The 15,682-nt window shown below is 68.5% G+C and carries 14 protein-coding genes; 4 read left to right on the top strand and 10 right to left on the bottom strand.

Features of this window, described 5'->3' with window-relative positions; genetic code table 11:
* Positions 1-98: 98 nt before the first annotated feature.
* From NOO62_RS29650 to NOO62_RS29640, 3 genes are all read right to left on the bottom strand, one after another.
* On the bottom strand, positions 99-740 hold the full coding sequence (locus NOO62_RS29650) for a hypothetical protein (protein WP_268773859.1): 642 nt from the start codon (positions 738-740) through the stop codon (positions 99-101).
* 79 nt (positions 741-819) lie between these two features.
* Positions 820-1,521 (bottom strand): ribonuclease HII, encoded by a 702-nt coding sequence (locus tag NOO62_RS29645; RefSeq protein WP_268773858.1) that lies wholly within the window; start codon positions 1,519-1,521, stop codon positions 820-822.
* 69 nt (positions 1,522-1,590) lie between these two features.
* Positions 1,591-2,205, bottom strand: coding sequence for a TetR/AcrR family transcriptional regulator (locus NOO62_RS29640; RefSeq protein WP_268773857.1), 615 nt, complete (start codon positions 2,203-2,205; stop codon positions 1,591-1,593).
* A gap of 139 nt (positions 2,206-2,344) precedes the next feature.
* Between NOO62_RS29640 and NOO62_RS29635 the strand changes: the two genes are divergently transcribed.
* A complete protein-coding gene (locus NOO62_RS29635) occupies positions 2,345-3,904 on the top strand; it encodes an MFS transporter (RefSeq protein WP_268773856.1) in 1,560 nt (519 codons plus the stop codon).
* 120 nt (positions 3,905-4,024) lie between these two features.
* Here the strand turns inward: NOO62_RS29635 and NOO62_RS29630 are convergent, their stop codons facing one another.
* The 3 genes from NOO62_RS29630 to abc-f all read right to left on the bottom strand — a co-directional run bounded on the left by NOO62_RS29630 (position 4,025) and on the right by abc-f (position 7,374).
* Positions 4,025-4,933: an ADP-ribosylglycohydrolase family protein gene (locus NOO62_RS29630; protein ID WP_268773855.1), complete on the bottom strand. Its 909-nt coding sequence runs from the start codon at positions 4,931-4,933 to the stop codon at positions 4,025-4,027.
* 136 nt (positions 4,934-5,069) lie between these two features.
* Positions 5,070-5,729: a histidine phosphatase family protein gene (locus NOO62_RS29625; RefSeq protein ID WP_268773854.1), complete on the bottom strand. Its 660-nt coding sequence runs from the start codon at positions 5,727-5,729 to the stop codon at positions 5,070-5,072.
* 34 nt (positions 5,730-5,763) lie between these two features.
* Entirely contained in the window at positions 5,764-7,374 is a 1,611-nt protein-coding gene (gene abc-f, locus NOO62_RS29620) for a ribosomal protection-like ABC-F family protein (protein ID WP_268773853.1), read from the bottom strand.
* A gap of 219 nt (positions 7,375-7,593) precedes the next feature.
* Here abc-f and NOO62_RS29615 point away from each other — a divergent pair, with 219 nt between their 5' ends.
* Positions 7,594-8,238 carry a TetR/AcrR family transcriptional regulator gene (locus NOO62_RS29615; protein ID WP_268773852.1) on the top strand — a complete coding sequence of 215 codons (645 nt, stop codon included), beginning with the start codon at positions 7,594-7,596 and terminating at the stop codon, positions 8,236-8,238.
* 173 nt (positions 8,239-8,411) lie between these two features.
* Here the strand turns inward: NOO62_RS29615 and NOO62_RS29610 are convergent, their stop codons facing one another.
* Together NOO62_RS29610 and NOO62_RS29605 are read right to left on the bottom strand one after the other, a co-directional pair.
* Positions 8,412-9,017 (bottom strand): YdbC family protein, encoded by a 606-nt coding sequence (locus NOO62_RS29610; RefSeq protein WP_268773851.1) that lies wholly within the window; start codon positions 9,015-9,017, stop codon positions 8,412-8,414.
* A gap of 33 nt (positions 9,018-9,050) precedes the next feature.
* A complete protein-coding gene (locus NOO62_RS29605) occupies positions 9,051-9,881 on the bottom strand; it encodes an arylamine N-acetyltransferase family protein (protein WP_268773850.1) in 831 nt (276 codons plus the stop codon).
* On the opposite strand from NOO62_RS29605, the gene NOO62_RS29600 reads away from it, so the two are divergent.
* Positions 9,875-10,462 (top strand): TerD family protein, encoded by a 588-nt coding sequence (locus NOO62_RS29600; protein ID WP_268773849.1) that lies wholly within the window; start codon positions 9,875-9,877, stop codon positions 10,460-10,462. The genes NOO62_RS29605 and NOO62_RS29600 overlap by 7 nt on opposite strands.
* Before the next feature lie 165 nt (positions 10,463-10,627).
* Here the strand turns inward: NOO62_RS29600 and NOO62_RS29595 are convergent, their stop codons facing one another.
* Together NOO62_RS29595 and nrdR are read right to left on the bottom strand one after the other, a co-directional pair.
* Positions 10,628-13,525 carry a vitamin B12-dependent ribonucleotide reductase gene (locus NOO62_RS29595; protein ID WP_268773848.1) on the bottom strand — a complete coding sequence of 966 codons (2,898 nt, stop codon included), beginning with the start codon at positions 13,523-13,525 and terminating at the stop codon, positions 10,628-10,630.
* A gap of 137 nt (positions 13,526-13,662) precedes the next feature.
* Positions 13,663-14,208, bottom strand: coding sequence for a transcriptional regulator NrdR (nrdR, locus tag NOO62_RS29590; RefSeq protein ID WP_150172995.1), 546 nt, complete (start codon positions 14,206-14,208; stop codon positions 13,663-13,665).
* A gap of 497 nt (positions 14,209-14,705) precedes the next feature.
* On the opposite strand from nrdR, the gene lexA reads away from it, so the two are divergent.
* Positions 14,706-15,491: a transcriptional repressor LexA gene (lexA, locus tag NOO62_RS29585; RefSeq protein WP_223777175.1), complete on the top strand. Its 786-nt coding sequence runs from the start codon at positions 14,706-14,708 to the stop codon at positions 15,489-15,491.
* The last annotated feature ends 191 nt before the right edge of the window (positions 15,492-15,682 follow it).

Here is a 15,682-nt window from a genome sequence, read left to right as displayed (position 1 = left end):
GCGCCTGACGGCACCACCGCACGGTCGACTACGACTCCACGCCCGCCACGATCACACGTCGGCCGTGACGTCGGCCGACGGTGGTCGTCTCAGTCGGCTCAGACGCCCGCGCCCAGCATCGAGTTGATCCGCTGCGGGTCACCGCAGACGATCAGCAGGGTGCCGGCTCGGGTGAGGGCCGTCGGCAGGGCCGCGGTCTCGCTGTCCTCGCCGCCGTTGAGGGCGACGACGACCACGGGCCGGGAGGCGGCACGATCCAGGGCGGCGGCGTCGGCGTAGAAGACGTCGTCGCCTGCGTCGTGCTGGGCCCAGTAGGAGGCCTCGCCGAAGGACAGCTCGTGCGCGGCCCACGGGTGCGGGTCACCGGTGCTGATCACCAGGACCTCGCCGGGGGCGCGCCCGGAGTCGAGAAGGAGGTCGACTGCTTCCTCGGCCGCGTCCAGCGCGCCCTCGGCCGAGGCCGGGATGAGCTGGATCTGCGGCACCGACGCCGAGGCATCGGAAGCGGCGGGACCGGGGGCAGCCGGGACGGAAGGCCCGGGCTTGGCTGCCGCGTCACGCGGCGTGCGCTGCGCGGGCGGCATCGGCCGGGCAGGACCCGGACGGCCGGGGCGCGGCGGGGCCGCGGGACGCGGTCCGGGTACGGGGCGGGGGGTCGGCGCGGTACGGCCACTGGCCGGCGTGGCGCGGGGACCCTGGGCACTCTCGTGAATCTGAGGCTCCTCGGGACTGAGAGGCATGAAGTGTTGTCTATCAAACGCCGACGCGACTCGCGTCGGCGGGTGGCACATGAGTGCGACGGGAAGGACCGGAAAAGCGTCAGAACTCAAAGCCGAGCTGACCCTCGATTTCCGGAACATTTCCGTCCGCCCAGCTGCGGGCCTTCTTGAGGTGCCGCCACTGGGGCAACGCATCAAGATACGCCCACGTGAGCCGGTGGTACGGGGTGGGCCCCCGCTCCGCCAGCGCGGCCTTGTGCACCGGCGACGGATAGCCGGCGTTGGCCGCAAAACCGAAGTCTGCATGTTCGATGCCCAGTTCGGCCATCATTTTGTCGCGCTGAACTTTCGCGATCACCGAAGCCGCGGCTACGGCCACACAGGATTGGTCGCCCTTGATCACCGTACGAACCCGCCAGGGATTGCCGAGATAGTCGTGCTTCCCGTCGAGGATGACCGCGTCCGGACGGACCGGCAGCCCCTCCAGAGCACGCACCGCGGCGAGCCGCAGCGCGGCCGTCATCCCCATGGCGTCGATCTCCTCGTGCGAGGCGTGACCGAGGGCGTGCGCCGTGACCCAGCCCGCCAGCTCCTCGGCGAGCGCGGTACGCCGCTTGGGAGTGATCAGCTTGGAGTCGGTGAGCCCTACCGGCGGCCTGCGCAGGCCCGTGACCGCCGCGCAGACGGTGACCGGTCCCGCCCACGCACCGCGCCCGACCTCGTCGACACCGGCGACGATCTTCGCTCCGGTGGTGGCGCGCAGGGAGCGCTCGACGGTGTGGGTGGGTGGTTCGTACGGCATGGCGGCAATAGCCTACGCCGCCGGAACCCGTCCGCGACACCCAGGCCCGTCCCCGGGCCGACCGGCCCCTCAGGGGCGCAGCATCGGCACCACCACCTGGTCGATCAAGGCCTCGAATTCATCGTCGCGCCATTCGCTTCCGCACACCTTCGATCGATACATGAACATCGCCGGGATGACATCGCAGACGTACGTGTCCACTCCCCCGGAACGCACCTCTCCACGCTCGATTCCGCGGCGTACGACCTCCTTGATCAACTGGATGCTCGGCTCGATGACGCCCTGGAAGATCACGTCATGGAAGCGCTCGGCCGTCGCTGTGTCGCATTCGTGAAGCACCGCGCGCAGGGCGAAGCCGGTGCGCGAGAACATCGTGACCCGCATCTCCTTGCACAGCTGCAACAGGTCTTCCCGGACGCTGCCGCGGTCCGGAGGGCTGTCGAGCCGCGGCAGCCCGGCCCGCAGCGCGTCGACGACGAGATCCTCCTTGGACGGCCACCTGCGGTACACCGCGGCCTTGCCCGTCTGCGCGCCCGCGGCCACGCCCTCCATGGTCAGCCCGCTCCAGCCGACCGTACTGAGCTGCTCCAGGGCGGCATCGAGGATCGCCCGCTCCAGGACGGGCCCCCGGCGGCGCGGTGACGCCGTCCGTCCGGGAACCGCCGACCAACGGGAAGTAGCCATCAATTTCTCTCCATAGAGCACACAAGGGAGACAGCGAGCAGAAGAAGGATCAGTGAACGGTTGCGTTCACTCAAGGGGTGTCACTACCGTCGTAGTTGACAGTGAACGGAACCGTTCACTAAGGAACTTGTGGGGGATCATGACGTCCACCTCTCAGCTGACGAAGAATCAAAAGCCCGGAAACGCCCGCCGAGAGGGGCACCCCGGCTTAGCTCTCGCCGTCATCGCGGCCTGCCAACTCATGGTGGTACTGGACGCCACGATTGTGAATATCGCGCTCCCCCACATCCAGGGAGCCCTCAGCTTCTCGACGACCGACCTCACTTGGGTCGTCAGCGCGTACACCCTCACCTTCGGTGGACTGCTGCTGCTCGGCGGTCGCGCCGGTGACATCCTGGGACGCCGCCGCGTCTTCATGGCCGGCATCCTCCTCTTCACACTCGCCTCGCTCCTCGGCGGATTCGCCCAGGAGCCCTGGCAGTTGCTCGCCGCACGCGCCCTCCAGGGCGTCGGAGGCGCCATCGCCTCTCCCACCTCGCTGGCACTGATCACGACGACCTTCCCCGAAGGCCCCGAACGGAACCGTGCCTTCGGCGTCTTCGCCGCCGTCTCCGCAGGTGGCGGCGCCATCGGCCTACTGGCGGGCGGCATGCTCACCGAGTGGCTCAACTGGCGCTGGGTCCTCTTCGTGAACGTGCCCATCGGCATCCTGATCGCCGTCCTCACCCCGCTCTACATCAACGAATCCGAACGCCACCCCGGCCGCTTCGACATCCTGGGCGCCCTGACGTCCACGCTCGGCATGGCCTCCCTGGTCTACGGATTCATCCGCGCCTCGGAAGAGGGCTGGCGCGACAGCATCACCGTGGGTTCGTTCGTCGCCGCGGTCGTCCTGCTCGTGGCCTTCGTGTTCGTCGAGAAGCGGGCGAAGGAGCCGATCACGCCCCTCCGCATGTTCGCCGACCGCAACCGCTCCGGCACCTATGTGATCATGCTCAGCCTGGCCGCCGCGATGTTCGGCATGTTCTTCTTCATCGTCCTCTTCGTCCAGAACATCCTGAACTACACCCCGATCGAGGCCGGCCTGGCCTTCCTGCCGGTCACGGTGGTCATCGCGATCGGCGCGGCCCTGTCGCAGAAGTTCCTCCCCGTGCTCGGTCCCAAGCCGTTCATGGTGACCGGCTCGGCCATCGTCGCCCTCGGCCTCGGCTGGCAGACACTCATCGGCCCTGACAGCTCGTACGTCGGCGGCGTACTCGGCCCGATGCTCCTCTTCGGCTTCGGCATGGGTCTGAACTTCGTGACCCTCACCCTGACCGCCGTCTCCGGCGTGGCCCTCCACGAAGCGGGCGCGGCATCCGGCCTCCTCAACGCCACGCAGCAGGTGGGCGGCTCGCTCGGTCTCTCCATCCTCACCACGGTCTTCGGCACGGCGAGCCGCAACGAGGGCAAGGACCAGGTGGCCGACTTCATGGCCCACGCCACCCCGGAGCAGAAGGCGGAGTTCGCCAAGACCCACGAACTCCCCGCTCCCTGGAGCCACGAAATCCTGGCCGAGGGCATCTCCACCGCCTTCATCCCGGCCGCCGCCATGGCTGTCATCGCCCTGGTCACCGCTGCCCTGGTGATCCGCGTACGCAAGAGCGACCTCGACGCCCTCGCCGGTACGGCAAGCGCGGCGGGACCAGCGGGCGGCTGACGAAGAAGCCACCCCAGGCCCGGATACGGGGGTTCCGGATACGGGGTTCGGGTGCCGACCGGCGTGGCGGACTCAACCGCCACGCCGGTCGGCATGACGGGAACCGGGCGGGGCGGAGAGTCAGACCGCCCCGTCGAGCACCCAGTCCGGCAGCGCCTCCGTACGCTCCAGCCACTCCGAAGGCGGTGCGCCATCCTCCCCGGAGGCGACGACACCACCGACGATGGCACACGTCGTGTCCATGTCCCCGCCGACCCGGGCCGTGTCCCAGATCGCCTGCTCGTACGCCCCCAGCCCACGAGCAGCCGACCACAACGCGAACGGCACCGTGTCATGCGCCGTCGTCCGCCGACCGCACCCCAGAACCGCCGCGACGGTCCCGGCATCGCCGTAGTCGAGCATGTCCCGCGCCCGGCGCAGCCCCGCCCCCACCGCACTGCGCGGCACCAGGGCGATGACCCCGTCGAGCAGTTCCTTCGGCGCGGGCGGCCCCGCGGGAGCGGCCACCAGCGCCGCCGCCGCGGCCACCGCCATCGCTCCGACGACGGCCTCACGGTGCTGATGCGTGGGATACGCCGAGATCTCCGCCTGGTGCGTCGCCTGCTCAGGGTCGTCCGCGTACCAGGCACCGAGCGGGGCGATCCGCATGGCCGCGCCGTTCCCCCAGGACCCCTGGCCCTTGAAGAGCGCGGAGGCCAGCTCACGCCAGTCCCCGCCCTCACGTACCTGCCGCAGCAGCCTGCTCACGGCGGGCCCGTAGCCACGGTCGAAGTCATGGTGCTCGGCGAACGACAGGGCGAGGGCGTCCTGATCGATGCGGCGGTGCTCGGCGAGCACGGCATACACGGAGCAGGCCATCTCCGTGTCGTCGGTCCACTGCCAGGGAGCATCGGGCAGCTCGCGGCGCTTGAGCAGGGGGTAATGCGCGGGCACGAAGAACTGTGAGCCCAGCGCGTCCCCCACCGCCAGTCCGCGCAGGCTGGCCAGAGCGCGCTCGAGGCGCCGGTCGGGAGAGGAATCAGCGGTCATCGCCCTGCCACTCTAATTCGTTGCCAACGGATGCAGCACCACTCAAGCGGTTCCGCCGAGCCTCCCGGAACCTCTGACCGGTGATATCCCCATCACAGCTCCGGCCTGGGACGACACCCACCCCATTGGATGTCGGCTATCCCGTGACGCCGTAGGACTCCGGCTCCCGCCAGCGTTCGAACGGCCGGTCCAGCGTGTACTTGCCGTCGTCGCCGAGCACCAGCGCCCTCATCTCCCCGTTGCCCGGGTTGGACAGCGACTCGAACTCGGCCACCGACCAGTGGAACCAGCGCATGCAGAACAGCCGCATGGTGAGCCCGTGCGTGACCAGCAGGACGTTCGGCGGGTGGTCCGGCGCTTCGAAGCTCCGGTAGAGGCTCTCCAGGAAGGCCCCCACCCTGTCGTAGACATCGGCGCCCGACTCCCCCTGCGCGAACCGGTAGAAGAAGTGCCCGTACGCGTCGCGGTACGCCTTCTGCAGCCGCACGTCGTCCCGGTCCTGCCAGTTGCCCCAGTCCTGCTCGCGCAGCCTCGGCTCCTCCCGTACACGCACCAGCTCCGGGTCGAGCCGGAACGCCTGGAAGGTCTCGTGGGTGCGGCGGTACGGCGACACATACACGCTCACCCGCTCGCGTCCGAGCAGTTCCCGCAGGTGTTTCCCCGTGTCCCCCGCCTGCGACCACCCCGTTTCGGTGAGCTCGAGGGCGTGATCGGGTTCGCGCTCGTACACGGTGTCGTCGGCGTTGCCTGCCGACTCGCCGTGCCTGACCAGAAAGATGCGCCGCGGGCGTGCCATACGGAAACCCTAGATCGGGTCTCTGGTGGGCTGCTCAGTCGGGTAGCCGCCCGGACTCCATCCGGCGTATTCGGCCGGTGAAGCGCCGACGGAGCAATCGGTCGTGCGAGACGACGACCAGTGCTCCTGTCCACTGGTCGAGCGCTGCCTCCAGTTCTTCGACCAGGCCCAGTGCCAGATGGTTGGCGGGCTCGTCCAGCAACAACAGGTCGGCGGGTCTGGCGAGCAGGCGGGCCAGGGCCAGCCTGCGTCGCTGCCCTGCGGACAGGGACCCAACCGGGACGTGCAGGTCACGGGGCCTGAACAGGCCGTAGGAGAGGAGCAGCTGCCTCTGCTCGTCGTCGGCCGGCCCGAGGCCTTTCGCGAAGGCCTCGAGGACGCGCTCGGTCGGGCGCCCTACCGGTATTTCCTGGGCGAGATAGCCGATCCGTCCTCTGCGGACGACCGTGCCCTCGTCGGGTTGGAGCACTCCCGCCATGGTGCGCAGCAGAGTGGACTTGCCCGCGCCGTTGCCCCCGTGGATCAGCAGCCGCTCGCCCGCCGAGACGGTGAGCGACGCCACGGCCAGCCGCTCTCCCACCTTCACGTCCCGCAGACTCACCAGCGCACCCTCCGCCGCCCCCGTCGCCGGGCGCGCCGTGAATCTGAGCGGCTCGGGAGGCCGTTGGACCGGCTGGTCCTGCAGCCTTCGGAGTCGTTCCTGAGCGTTCCGGACACGTCCCGCGACCGAGGCCTGGACCCGTCCCCCGGCGCGGTCGTACGCCATCTTGTTGTTGTCCTTCATGCCCCGGCCGCCGGCCACCGCATGGGCAGTGGTCGCCATGAACTCCTGGAGTCGGCTCGTCTCCTCGCACCACTGCGCGTACTGCTGCTCCCAGCGCAGGCGGGCGGCCTCCTGTTCCGCGACCAGTCCCTGGTAGCCACCGCCGTGCCGCACGACCGACCGACGGTCGGCGTCCACTTCGAGGATCGCGGTGGTCACGCGCTCCAGGAACATACGGTCGTGAGAGACCGCGACGACGGTCCCGCGGTGCGCCGAGAGGGCGCTCTCCAGCCAGTCCAGTGCGCTCTCGTCCAGGTGATTGGTCGGTTCGTCCAGGAGCATGACCTCGGGAGCGGCCGCTATGAGGCACGCGAGGCCGAGCCGGGCCTGTTCGCCACCGGACAGGCTGCCCAGGACCCTGCCCCTGTCGATGTGGCCGAGCCCCAGACCGTGCATCGCCTTGTCCACGCGCGCGTCCGCCTCATAGCCACCCCGCAGCTCGAAGGCCGTGAGCAGATCACCGTACTCACTCAGGTCGCGCTCGGTCGCGGAACCGAGTTCCGGCTCCATGGCGCGCAACCGACGTTCCATCGCACGGAGTTCGGCCAGGGCCGCGTCGATGGCATCGCCCACGTGCCGGTCCGCCGACAGCTGGGGAGTCTGCGCGAGAAGAGCGGCGCCTCGTTCGGCGACGGTCACCACTTCGCCCTCGTCGGGCCGCTGATCACCGGACATCAGGTGCAGCAGCGTGGACTTGCCCGCACCGTTCTCCCCCACGACGCCGATGCGTTCGCCCGGCCTGATCGCGAGAGACACCGCGTCGAGGATCAGCCGATCCCCTCGGGTCTTGGTCACGCCATGCAAAGAAATCTGAGTAGGCACAGGAACCCCCGGTTTCCATCCACCTCGATCAAACGCAACCTCTGTCGCATTACGATGAGTGTGACAGACTGACGCATCTAATGCAACCCAAGTAGCAATTAACATCCGGGCGGGACGGCAGGGGAGGATGGGCCGATGAAGGAAAAGGCTGGTGTAGCTGGTCAGGGCGGTGGCACGCCGGAAGCGGGGGGACGCGGCTCGGGCGGCGGGGAACGGACCGTGTCCACCGAACCGAGCGGAGCGAAGCCCGCCTCATCGGTCTCAGCCGCCCCCGGCACCCGCCGCCCCGGCGGCCGGACGGCCCGGACCCGCGCAGCCGTCCGCGACGCCGTGCTGAGCGGCCTGGCCGATCACGGATATCCCGGACTGACCGTCGAGTACGTCGCCGATCACTCGGGAGTCCACAAGACCACGCTGTACCGCCGCTGGGGCGGCCTCGAAGGCATGGTCGCCGATGCCCTGGACATGGCGGGCGAGGACACGTGGACGCCGCCGGACACAGGCAGCCTCGACGGTGATCTGCGGGAGCTCGCCCGTGAAGTCGTCGAGTCCTTCGCCGACGACGCAACCGCGGCGGCCCCCACCGCTTTCGTCGCGGCAGCCTTCCAGTCGGCGCGGGCAGCCGATGCCCTCCACGCTTTCTATGCGAAGCGGTTCGGACGCTGCGAGGCGGTCGTCGAGCGCGCCGTGGAACGCGGAGAGGCAGCCCCGGACACCGATGCGGCAGCGCTCGTCCGCGCCGTGTCCGCGCCACTGCTGCTCCGCGTGTTCATCACGCGGGAACCGATCGACACGGCGCTCGCGGACCAGGCGGCGGCAGCGGCCGTCGCCGCCACTCGCGAGGGGGCGTTCGCTCGACGGTGAGGCCACAGCGGCGCGACGCCGAGGCGAACCGGGCCGACGCGAACCGGGCCGAGGCGAGGCACGGCACAGCACGGCAAACCGACTCGGGCGATACCGGCCAGGCAGAGCGAACCCAGAGCGGCCGGGCAGACCAGCCCCACGACGAGCCCGGCCGCCCCGGAATCAAGAAGGGCTCACACCGTCCAAGACGGCTCCAACTCCACGATGTCCCCCGCGAGCGCGGCGACGTCGGCCTGCGTCTGCGCCCGCAAGGCGAGACGCTCCACCCGCTCGGCACGGTATTTGCCGTGCTCGGCCGCCGACAACCACATGGAAAGCACCAGGAATTCGTGTCCGGGCGCCTCGCCGAAGAGACCGCGCACCATACCGGGTGAGCCGGCCATGGCGGGGTTCCAGACCTTCTCCTGCATGAGCGCGAAGTGCTCCACCCGCGGCTCACGGACACGGCAGTGCGCGACGCGCACCACGTCCACGTCGGTGAAACGCGGCTCGAATCCGGTCTTCACGTCGAAGCGGTGGTCGAAGAGTTTGGCGCGGAGGCACTTGTAGGTGCCGGACTGCGCGGTGGCCAGGCGGTCGTGGGAGCGGGCCATGAAGGAGTCGTAGAAGGGGCGGCTCTCCCAGAACGTGAAGACGTGGGCGACGCCCTGTCGCCCTCGGCTCCACCCCCCGCCCTGCCCCCGGAATCCCGGCTCCCCCAAAAGCCCCGCCCACTTCCGCTGTCCTCGTTCGAATCCCCGACGATCGACCACGGAGCAGCGAATCCACTTGACCAGCACCGCGCCATCGTACGGCGCGGAGCACGCCCCGGGTCACGCTCCGGCGTAGTGCACCCGGATCAGCTCGGCCGAGTCCTCGGCATCGAGTTCAATACCGAACTCCCGGTCGAGAACGTCCAGCAATTCGCCCACAGGAACGCTTCGTTCGTCCGTCGTGCCGTCCGGGCGGGTCAGCGTCAGTTGATCGCCCACAAGCATGCGACGCACCTCGGAGTCGGCCTTCTGCACCACCGGCCGGCGAATGAATGACGACCTGGGGTGGGTCGACGTGTAGTGGTTCATTACTACGTAGTCGACCGGGAGTCGCCGTTCCTGTGTGTACGCGTAGAGGTCGAACCATCCGTCGCCGGGGCGCCATGTCCGCAGCACCAGGACGCCTGAGTCCTCATCCTCCTCGTGGAGGACGAATCGCCACTCTCCTTGTTGCATTTCCACGCCCGCGCGCAGCGGGATGGGCTCGAGCAGTCCATCGGCTCCGAACCCTGTGTCGCAGTGCCACGCTTCGCCGTCGACCTCCACCTTGAGGAGCATGTGGCTCACCGCACGCGTGGAGGTCGCCCCGGCCCTGACGCGTGCCCCGAGCCCGGTGACCTCGAAGCCGATGCGCTCCAGGGCCGCCGCGAAGAGAAGGTTCTGTTCGTAGCAGTAACCGCCTCGCCGCCGACGCAGCAGCTTGTCCTGGAGGGCGGGCAGATCGAGCGGTACCGGCCGACCGAGCATCATCTCGAGATTCTCGAAGGGGATCGCCGCCACGTGCTCCCGGTGGAGCGTACGCAGGGTGTCCAGATCCGGCTTCGTCCCGCCCGTATGTCCGAGCCTCGCCATGTAGGCGTCGATGTCGAGTTCTTCCCCGTTCCATGTCATGGGTCCATGATCTCGTCGTAGCGTGTGCGGCACGTCAAGGAGGGGAAAGTCCAGTGAACAGTGTCCACAAGGGCATCAAGAAGGTCGAGGTCGGTCTCAAGTGGGATCCGAGCCCGGCCGGAACGCCGCCCAACGACCTCGACATCATCGCGGCGACGTACGCGGCCGATGCCCCCTACGGCGATCCTGTGTACCTCGTGCACTTCGACAGCCGCTCCCCCGACGGCACGATCACACTCAACCGCGACAGCAGGACGGGGCAGGGTTTTGGCTTCGACGAGGTCATGACGCTGGAGCTGAACCGGCTCGCTCCGACATTCACCCGCGTCGTAGTGGGCGTGGCCATACAGCAGGAGACAGGGCAGAAGGTCTTCGGCGATATCTCGAACGCCGCGTTCCGTATCCGTGAGGGTCACAACAACCTGGTCGAGAGTGACCTGTCCGGCGTCTCCGGCAGCACGGCCGCGACGATCGCCCAGTTCACCCGGGACGAGGCCGGGGCGTGGTCGTTCCTCGGGCTCGTCCGGGGCTTCGATGCCGACCCGACGACGTTCGCCTCTCTGATGGGCAGCGAACACTGATCCAAAGGGCGCACTGATCCAGAGGGCACCCTGATCCAGAGGGCGCACTGATCCAACGGGAGCACTGATCCTAGGGGGCCACACCGGAAGAGGGTGCCGACCGATGGTCGACACCCTCTCTCAAGCGCGGCTCAGGGTCGCGCGGCGGACGTGGTCCGCCTGCTGTCAGCTGCAGCCGCTGGTCGAGCCGCAGCCCTCGCAGATGTAGCAGGAACCGGCGCGCTGCATCTTCGTGCCGCAGGAGAAGCAGAGCGGCGCGTCGGCCTGGATGCCCAGCTGCATCTCCACGAGCTCAGCGCTGGTGTGCGCCTGCTGCGGGGCCTCCTTGGCCGCCTCGGCCTCCGCCTTCGGCGTGGCGACGGCCTTCAGGGACTCGGGCTGCCGCGGGGCGGACTGCGCCAGACCCTCGACGTCCACCTCGTCCTCGGCGGGCTCGTACGACCCGGTCTCCAGGTGGCGCTGACGCTCCTCGGCCGAGTGGATGCCGAGCGCGGAGCGCGTCTCGAAGGGCAGGAAGTCCAGCGCCAGGCGACGGAAGATGTAGTCGACGATCGACTGCGCCATCCGCACGTCCGGGTCGTCCGTCATGCCGGCCGGCTCGAAGCGCATGTTCGTGAACTTGGAAACGTACGTCTCCAGGGGCACGCCGTACTGCAGACCGACGGAGACGGCGATGGAGAAGGCGTCCATCATGCCCGCGAGGGTCGAGCCCTGCTTGGACATCTTCAGGAAGACCTCACCGAGACCGTCGTCCGGGTAGGAGTTCGCGGTCATGTAGCCCTCGGCGCCGCCCACCGTGAAGGAGGTGGTGATGCCGGGACGGCCCTTCGGGAGGCGCTTGCGGACCGGGCGGTACTCGACCACCTTCTCGACCGCGGCACGGATCGTGTCCTCGGCCTTCTCGGTGACCTCGGCCTTCTCCGCTTCCTTCTTCTTGGCGGAGAGGGGCTGACCGACCTTGCAGTTGTCGCGGTAGATGGCGAGCGCCTTGACGCCCATCTTCCACGCCTCGTAGTAGACCTCTTCGACGTCCTCGACGGTGGCGGTCTCCGGAAGGTTGACCGTCTTGGAGAGGGCGCCCGAGATCCACGGCTGGATCGCGGCCATCATGCGGACGTGACCCATCGCGGAGATGGAGCGCTCGCCCATGGCACAGTCGAAGACCTCGTAGTGCTCGGGCTTCAGGCCCGGGGCGTCGATCACGTTGCCGTTCTCGGCGATGTGGGCGACGACCGCCTCGATCTGCTCCTCCTGGTACCCCAGGCGACGCAGGGCCTGCGGCACGGTGCCGTTGACGATCTGCATCGAGCCGCCGCCGACGAGCTTCTTGAACTTCACCAGGGCGAGGTCGGGCTCCAGGCCCGTGGTGTCGCAGGACATCGCGAGACCGATGGTGCCGGTCGGGGCGATGACCGACGCCTGGGAGTTACGGAAACCGTTCTTCTCGCCGAGGCGGACGACGTCCTGCCAGGCCTCCGTGGCGGCGGCCCAGATCGGCGAGTCCAGGTCGTCCATGCGGACGGCCGAGGCGTTGGCGTCGGCGTGCTGCTTCATGACGCGCTTGTGCGGCGTGGCGTTGCGGGCGTAGCCGTCGTACGGGCCGACGACCGCGGCGAGCTCGGCGGAGCGCTTGTACGAGGTGCCCGTCATCAGCGACGTGATGGCACCGGCGAGGGCGCGGCCGCCGTCGGAGTCGTAGGCGTGGCCGGTGGCCATGAGCAGGGCGCCCAGGTTGGCGTAACCGATGCCGAGCTGACGGAAGGCGCGGGTGTTCTCGCCGATCTTCTGCGTCGGGAAGTCCGCGAAGCAGATCGAGATGTCCATCGCGGTGATGACCAGCTCGACGACCTTGGAGAAGCGCTCGGCGTCGAAGGACTGGTTGCCCTTGCCGTCGTCCTTCAGGAACTTCATCAGGTTCAGCGAGGCGAGGTTGCAGGACGTGTTGTCCAGGTGCATGTACTCACTGCACGGGTTCGAGCCGTTGATGCGGCCGGACTCCGGGCAGGTGTGCCAGGCGTTGATCGTGTCGTCGTACTGGATGCCGGGGTCGGCACACGCCCAGGCGGCCTCGGCCATCTTGCGGAAGAGCGACTTGGCGTCGACCTCCTCGATGACATCGCCCGTCATGCGGGAGGTGAGGCCGAACTTGCCGCCCTCCTCGACCGCCTTCATGAACGTGTCGTTCACGCGGACCGAGTTGTTGGCGTTCTGGTACTGGACGGACGTGATGTCGTCGCCGCCCAGGTCCATGTCGAAGCCCGCGTCGCGCAGGGCGCGGATCTTCTCCTCTTCCTTCACCTTGGTCTCGATGAAGCCCTCGATGTCGGGGTGGTCGACGTCGAGGATGACCATCTTGGCGGCGCGCCGGGTGGCACCGCCGGACTTAATGGTTCCGGCGGAGGCGTCGGCACCGCGCATGAAGGAGACGGGACCAGAGGCGTTGCCTCCGGAGGACAGCAGTTCCTTGGAGGAACGGATGCGGGACAGGTTCAGGCCGGCGCCGGAGCCGCCCTTGAAGATCATGCCCTCTTCCTTGTACCAGTCGAGGATCGACTCCATGGAGTCGTCGACGGCCAGGATGAAGCAGGCGGACACCTGCTGGGGCTGGGGCGTCCCGACGTTGAACCAGACCGGGGAGTTGAAGCTGAAGATCTGGTGCAGGAGGGCGTAGGCCAGCTCGTGCTCGAAGATCTCCGCGTCGGCGGGCGAGGCGAAGTAGCTGTAGTCCTCGCCGGCCTTGCGGTACGTCTTCACGATGCGGTCGATCAGCTGCTTGAGGCCGGTCTCGCGCTGCGGGGTGCCGACGGCCCCGCGGAAGTACTTGCTGGTGACGATGTTGACCGCGTTCACCGACCAGAAGTCGGGGAACTCGACGCCACGCTGCTCGAAGTTGACCGAGCCGTCGCGCCAATTGGTCATGACGACGTCACGGCGCTCCCAGACCACCTCGTCGTACGGATGCACGCCGGGGGTCGTGTGGATGCGCTCGATACGCAGACCCTTGCTGGCCTTGGATCCCTTTGCGCGGGAACCTCGTGCCGGGCCGCTTGTCGTCTCGGTCATGCCGCCTCCCTATATCAGGCTAAAACGCCCTGAAGTGCCACGTTGTTCCCATGGCACGGATGTGTGTCTGGCGTCGAGGGCACCCCGGAGGGCGCCTTCAACAGGTCTGGTTCGCCGCCGGCCGGTCGGACAGCCGGTCAGTCGGCGGCGGTGGCGGGCACCGGGACTTCGACAGTCCCTCCGGGCCCGCAGTCGTTCACGACGCGCTCTCCGCCCGCGTCGCGCGGCTCGGCCTCGAGCCGCTGTTCCCTCAGTTCCCCGATGGCCGCCTCGAAGTCCTCGAGCGAGTCGAAGGCCCGGTACACGGACGCGAAGCGCAGGTAGGCGACGAGGTCGAGCTCCTGCAACGGGCCGAGTATGGCAAGGCCCACGTCGTGAGTGGTGAGCTCGGCGCTTCCGGTGGCCCGCACCGCCTCTTCGACCCGCTGACCGAGCAGGGCGAGGGCATCCTCGGTCACGGGCCGTCCCTGGCACGCCTTGCGGACGCCATTGATGACCTTGGTGCGACTGAAGGGCTCCGTCACGCCGCTGCGCTTCACCACCATCAGTGAGCACGTCTCCACGGTCGTGAAACGACGGGAGCAGTCGGGGCACTGACGACGCCGTCGAATCGACGTGCCGTCGTCAGTGGTGCGACTGTCGACTACGCGGCTGTCGGGGTGCCTGCAGAAGGGGCAGTGCATGGAACTCCCAACCCTCCTTCACGGCACACGACTCATAAGCCTCAATGGGCCCTTGGGGCCCTCGAAGCAGCCCCAAGCATAGGCGATCCTGGAGGCCCCGAAGGACCAGGGACCACAACTTCTGGGCCGCTGCCGTAATCCAACCACTAGATCTGGGGTTTGGCCGCTTTTTCTGCATCGCGCGTGTCGTGCGGCATCGGCCGACCCCAGGTGCGCGCAACCGCCGCTCGCGCCGCTCTGGGCGGGGGCCGGTGCGGGGTTGACGGGGCGCTGGGTGGCAGTATGGAAGCCCCGCCGAAGGGCTCACTGTCCCGGCGGTGAAGCGTACCGTAATGAACCGAATTGCCGTTCGGCCCGAGCGCTAGCCATACACCCAAACACATGATCACGGTAGGTAATCACCGGTTTTTCACTCGAACGTGTGTTTGGCGCAACCTTTCGAAAGCAACTACCGTTGGCTAGCTAGGGAGAGAACATCTCGAGAGGGGCCGACCGACGTGACCACCACCGCAGACAGCGCCACCATCACTGCCCAGGACCGCTCCCAGAGCCGACTCGAGCCGGTGCATGCCATGAATGACGCAGCCACGAACCAGGAGGGGCCCAAGCCCGCTCGCTCCCTGCCGGGTCGACCTCCAGGCATCCGCGCGGACAGCTCGGGGCTCACCGACAGGCAACGCCGAGTGATCGAGGTCATCAGGGACTCCGTGCAGCGGCGGGGCTACCCGCCGTCCATGCGGGAGATCGGTCAGGCGGTCGGACTTTCCAGCACCTCCTCCGTCGCCCACCAGCTGATGGCTCTGGAGCGCAAGGGCTTCCTGCGCCGCGACCCGCACCGCCCTCGGGCGTACGAGGTGCGGGGCTCGGACCAGCCCAGCAGCCAGCCCACCGACACCACCGGCAAGCCCGCAGCGTCGTACGTCCCGCTCGTGGGCCGCATCGCCGCCGGTGGACCGATCCTCGCCGAGGAATCGGTCGAGGACGTCTTCCCCCTCCCGCGCCAGCTGGTGGGTGACGGCGAGCTCTTCGTTCTGAAGGTCGTCGGTGACTCGATGATCGAGGCCGCGATCTGTGACGGCGACTGGGTGACGGTGCGCCGTCAGCCCGTCGCGGAGAACGGAGACATCGTGGCCGCCATGCTGGACGGCGAGGCGACGGTCAAGCGGTTCAAGCGCGAGGACGGCCACGTCTGGCTGCTCCCGCACAACTCCGCGTACCAGCCGATTCCCGGCGACGAGGCGACGATCCTCGGCAAGGTCGTGGCGGTGCTCCGGCGGGTGTGACTCCGCCCCTGACCGGGCCCCGGAACCAACTGCGCCGGTTCCGGGGCCCTGCTGCGTCTGGGGCAGCCTGAGTTGCCATGCTGCGTCTGCGACGGCCGAGCGCTTTCGCAGGACGCTGCCGGGTCACCGGACCTCGTAGGTAGAACCATGGCCCGGCGATCCGGCGCCAGCATCAGGCACCGGGCACCGGG

The sequence above is a fragment of the Streptomyces sp. Je 1-369 genome (genome assembly GCF_026810505.1).
Lineage (GTDB): Bacteria > Actinomycetota > Actinomycetes > Streptomycetales > Streptomycetaceae > Streptomyces.
The sequence above is the reverse complement of the archived record's forward strand: the minus strand, read 5'-3'. Positions and strand labels throughout refer to the sequence as shown.

Bases quoted from the DNA above. Each gene is read 5' to 3' on its own strand.
- NOO62_RS29645 (WP_268773858.1), bottom strand. From the start codon at position 1,521: ATGCCGTACGAACCACCCACCCACACCGTCGAGCGCTCCCTGCGCGCC.
- NOO62_RS29650 (WP_268773859.1), bottom strand. From the start codon at position 740: ATGCCTCTCAGTCCCGAGGAGCCTCAGATTCACGAGAGTGCCCAGGGT.
- NOO62_RS29600 (WP_268773849.1), top strand. From the start codon at position 9,875: ATGTCATGGGTCCATGATCTCGTCGTAGCGTGTGCGGCACGTCAAGGA.
- NOO62_RS29625 (WP_268773854.1), bottom strand. From the start codon at position 5,729: ATGGCACGCCCGCGGCGCATCTTTCTGGTCAGGCACGGCGAGTCGGCA.
- nrdR (WP_150172995.1), bottom strand. From the start codon at position 14,208: ATGCACTGCCCCTTCTGCAGGCACCCCGACAGCCGCGTAGTCGACAGT.
- NOO62_RS29635 (WP_268773856.1), top strand. From the start codon at position 2,345: ATGACGTCCACCTCTCAGCTGACGAAGAATCAAAAGCCCGGAAACGCC.
- NOO62_RS29595 (WP_268773848.1), bottom strand. From the start codon at position 13,525: ATGACCGAGACGACAAGCGGCCCGGCACGAGGTTCCCGCGCAAAGGGA.
- NOO62_RS29605 (WP_268773850.1), bottom strand. From the start codon at position 9,881: ATGACATGGAACGGGGAAGAACTCGACATCGACGCCTACATGGCGAGG.
- NOO62_RS29640 (WP_268773857.1), bottom strand. From the start codon at position 2,205: ATGGCTACTTCCCGTTGGTCGGCGGTTCCCGGACGGACGGCGTCACCG.
- NOO62_RS29630 (WP_268773855.1), bottom strand. From the start codon at position 4,933: ATGACCGCTGATTCCTCTCCCGACCGGCGCCTCGAGCGCGCTCTGGCC.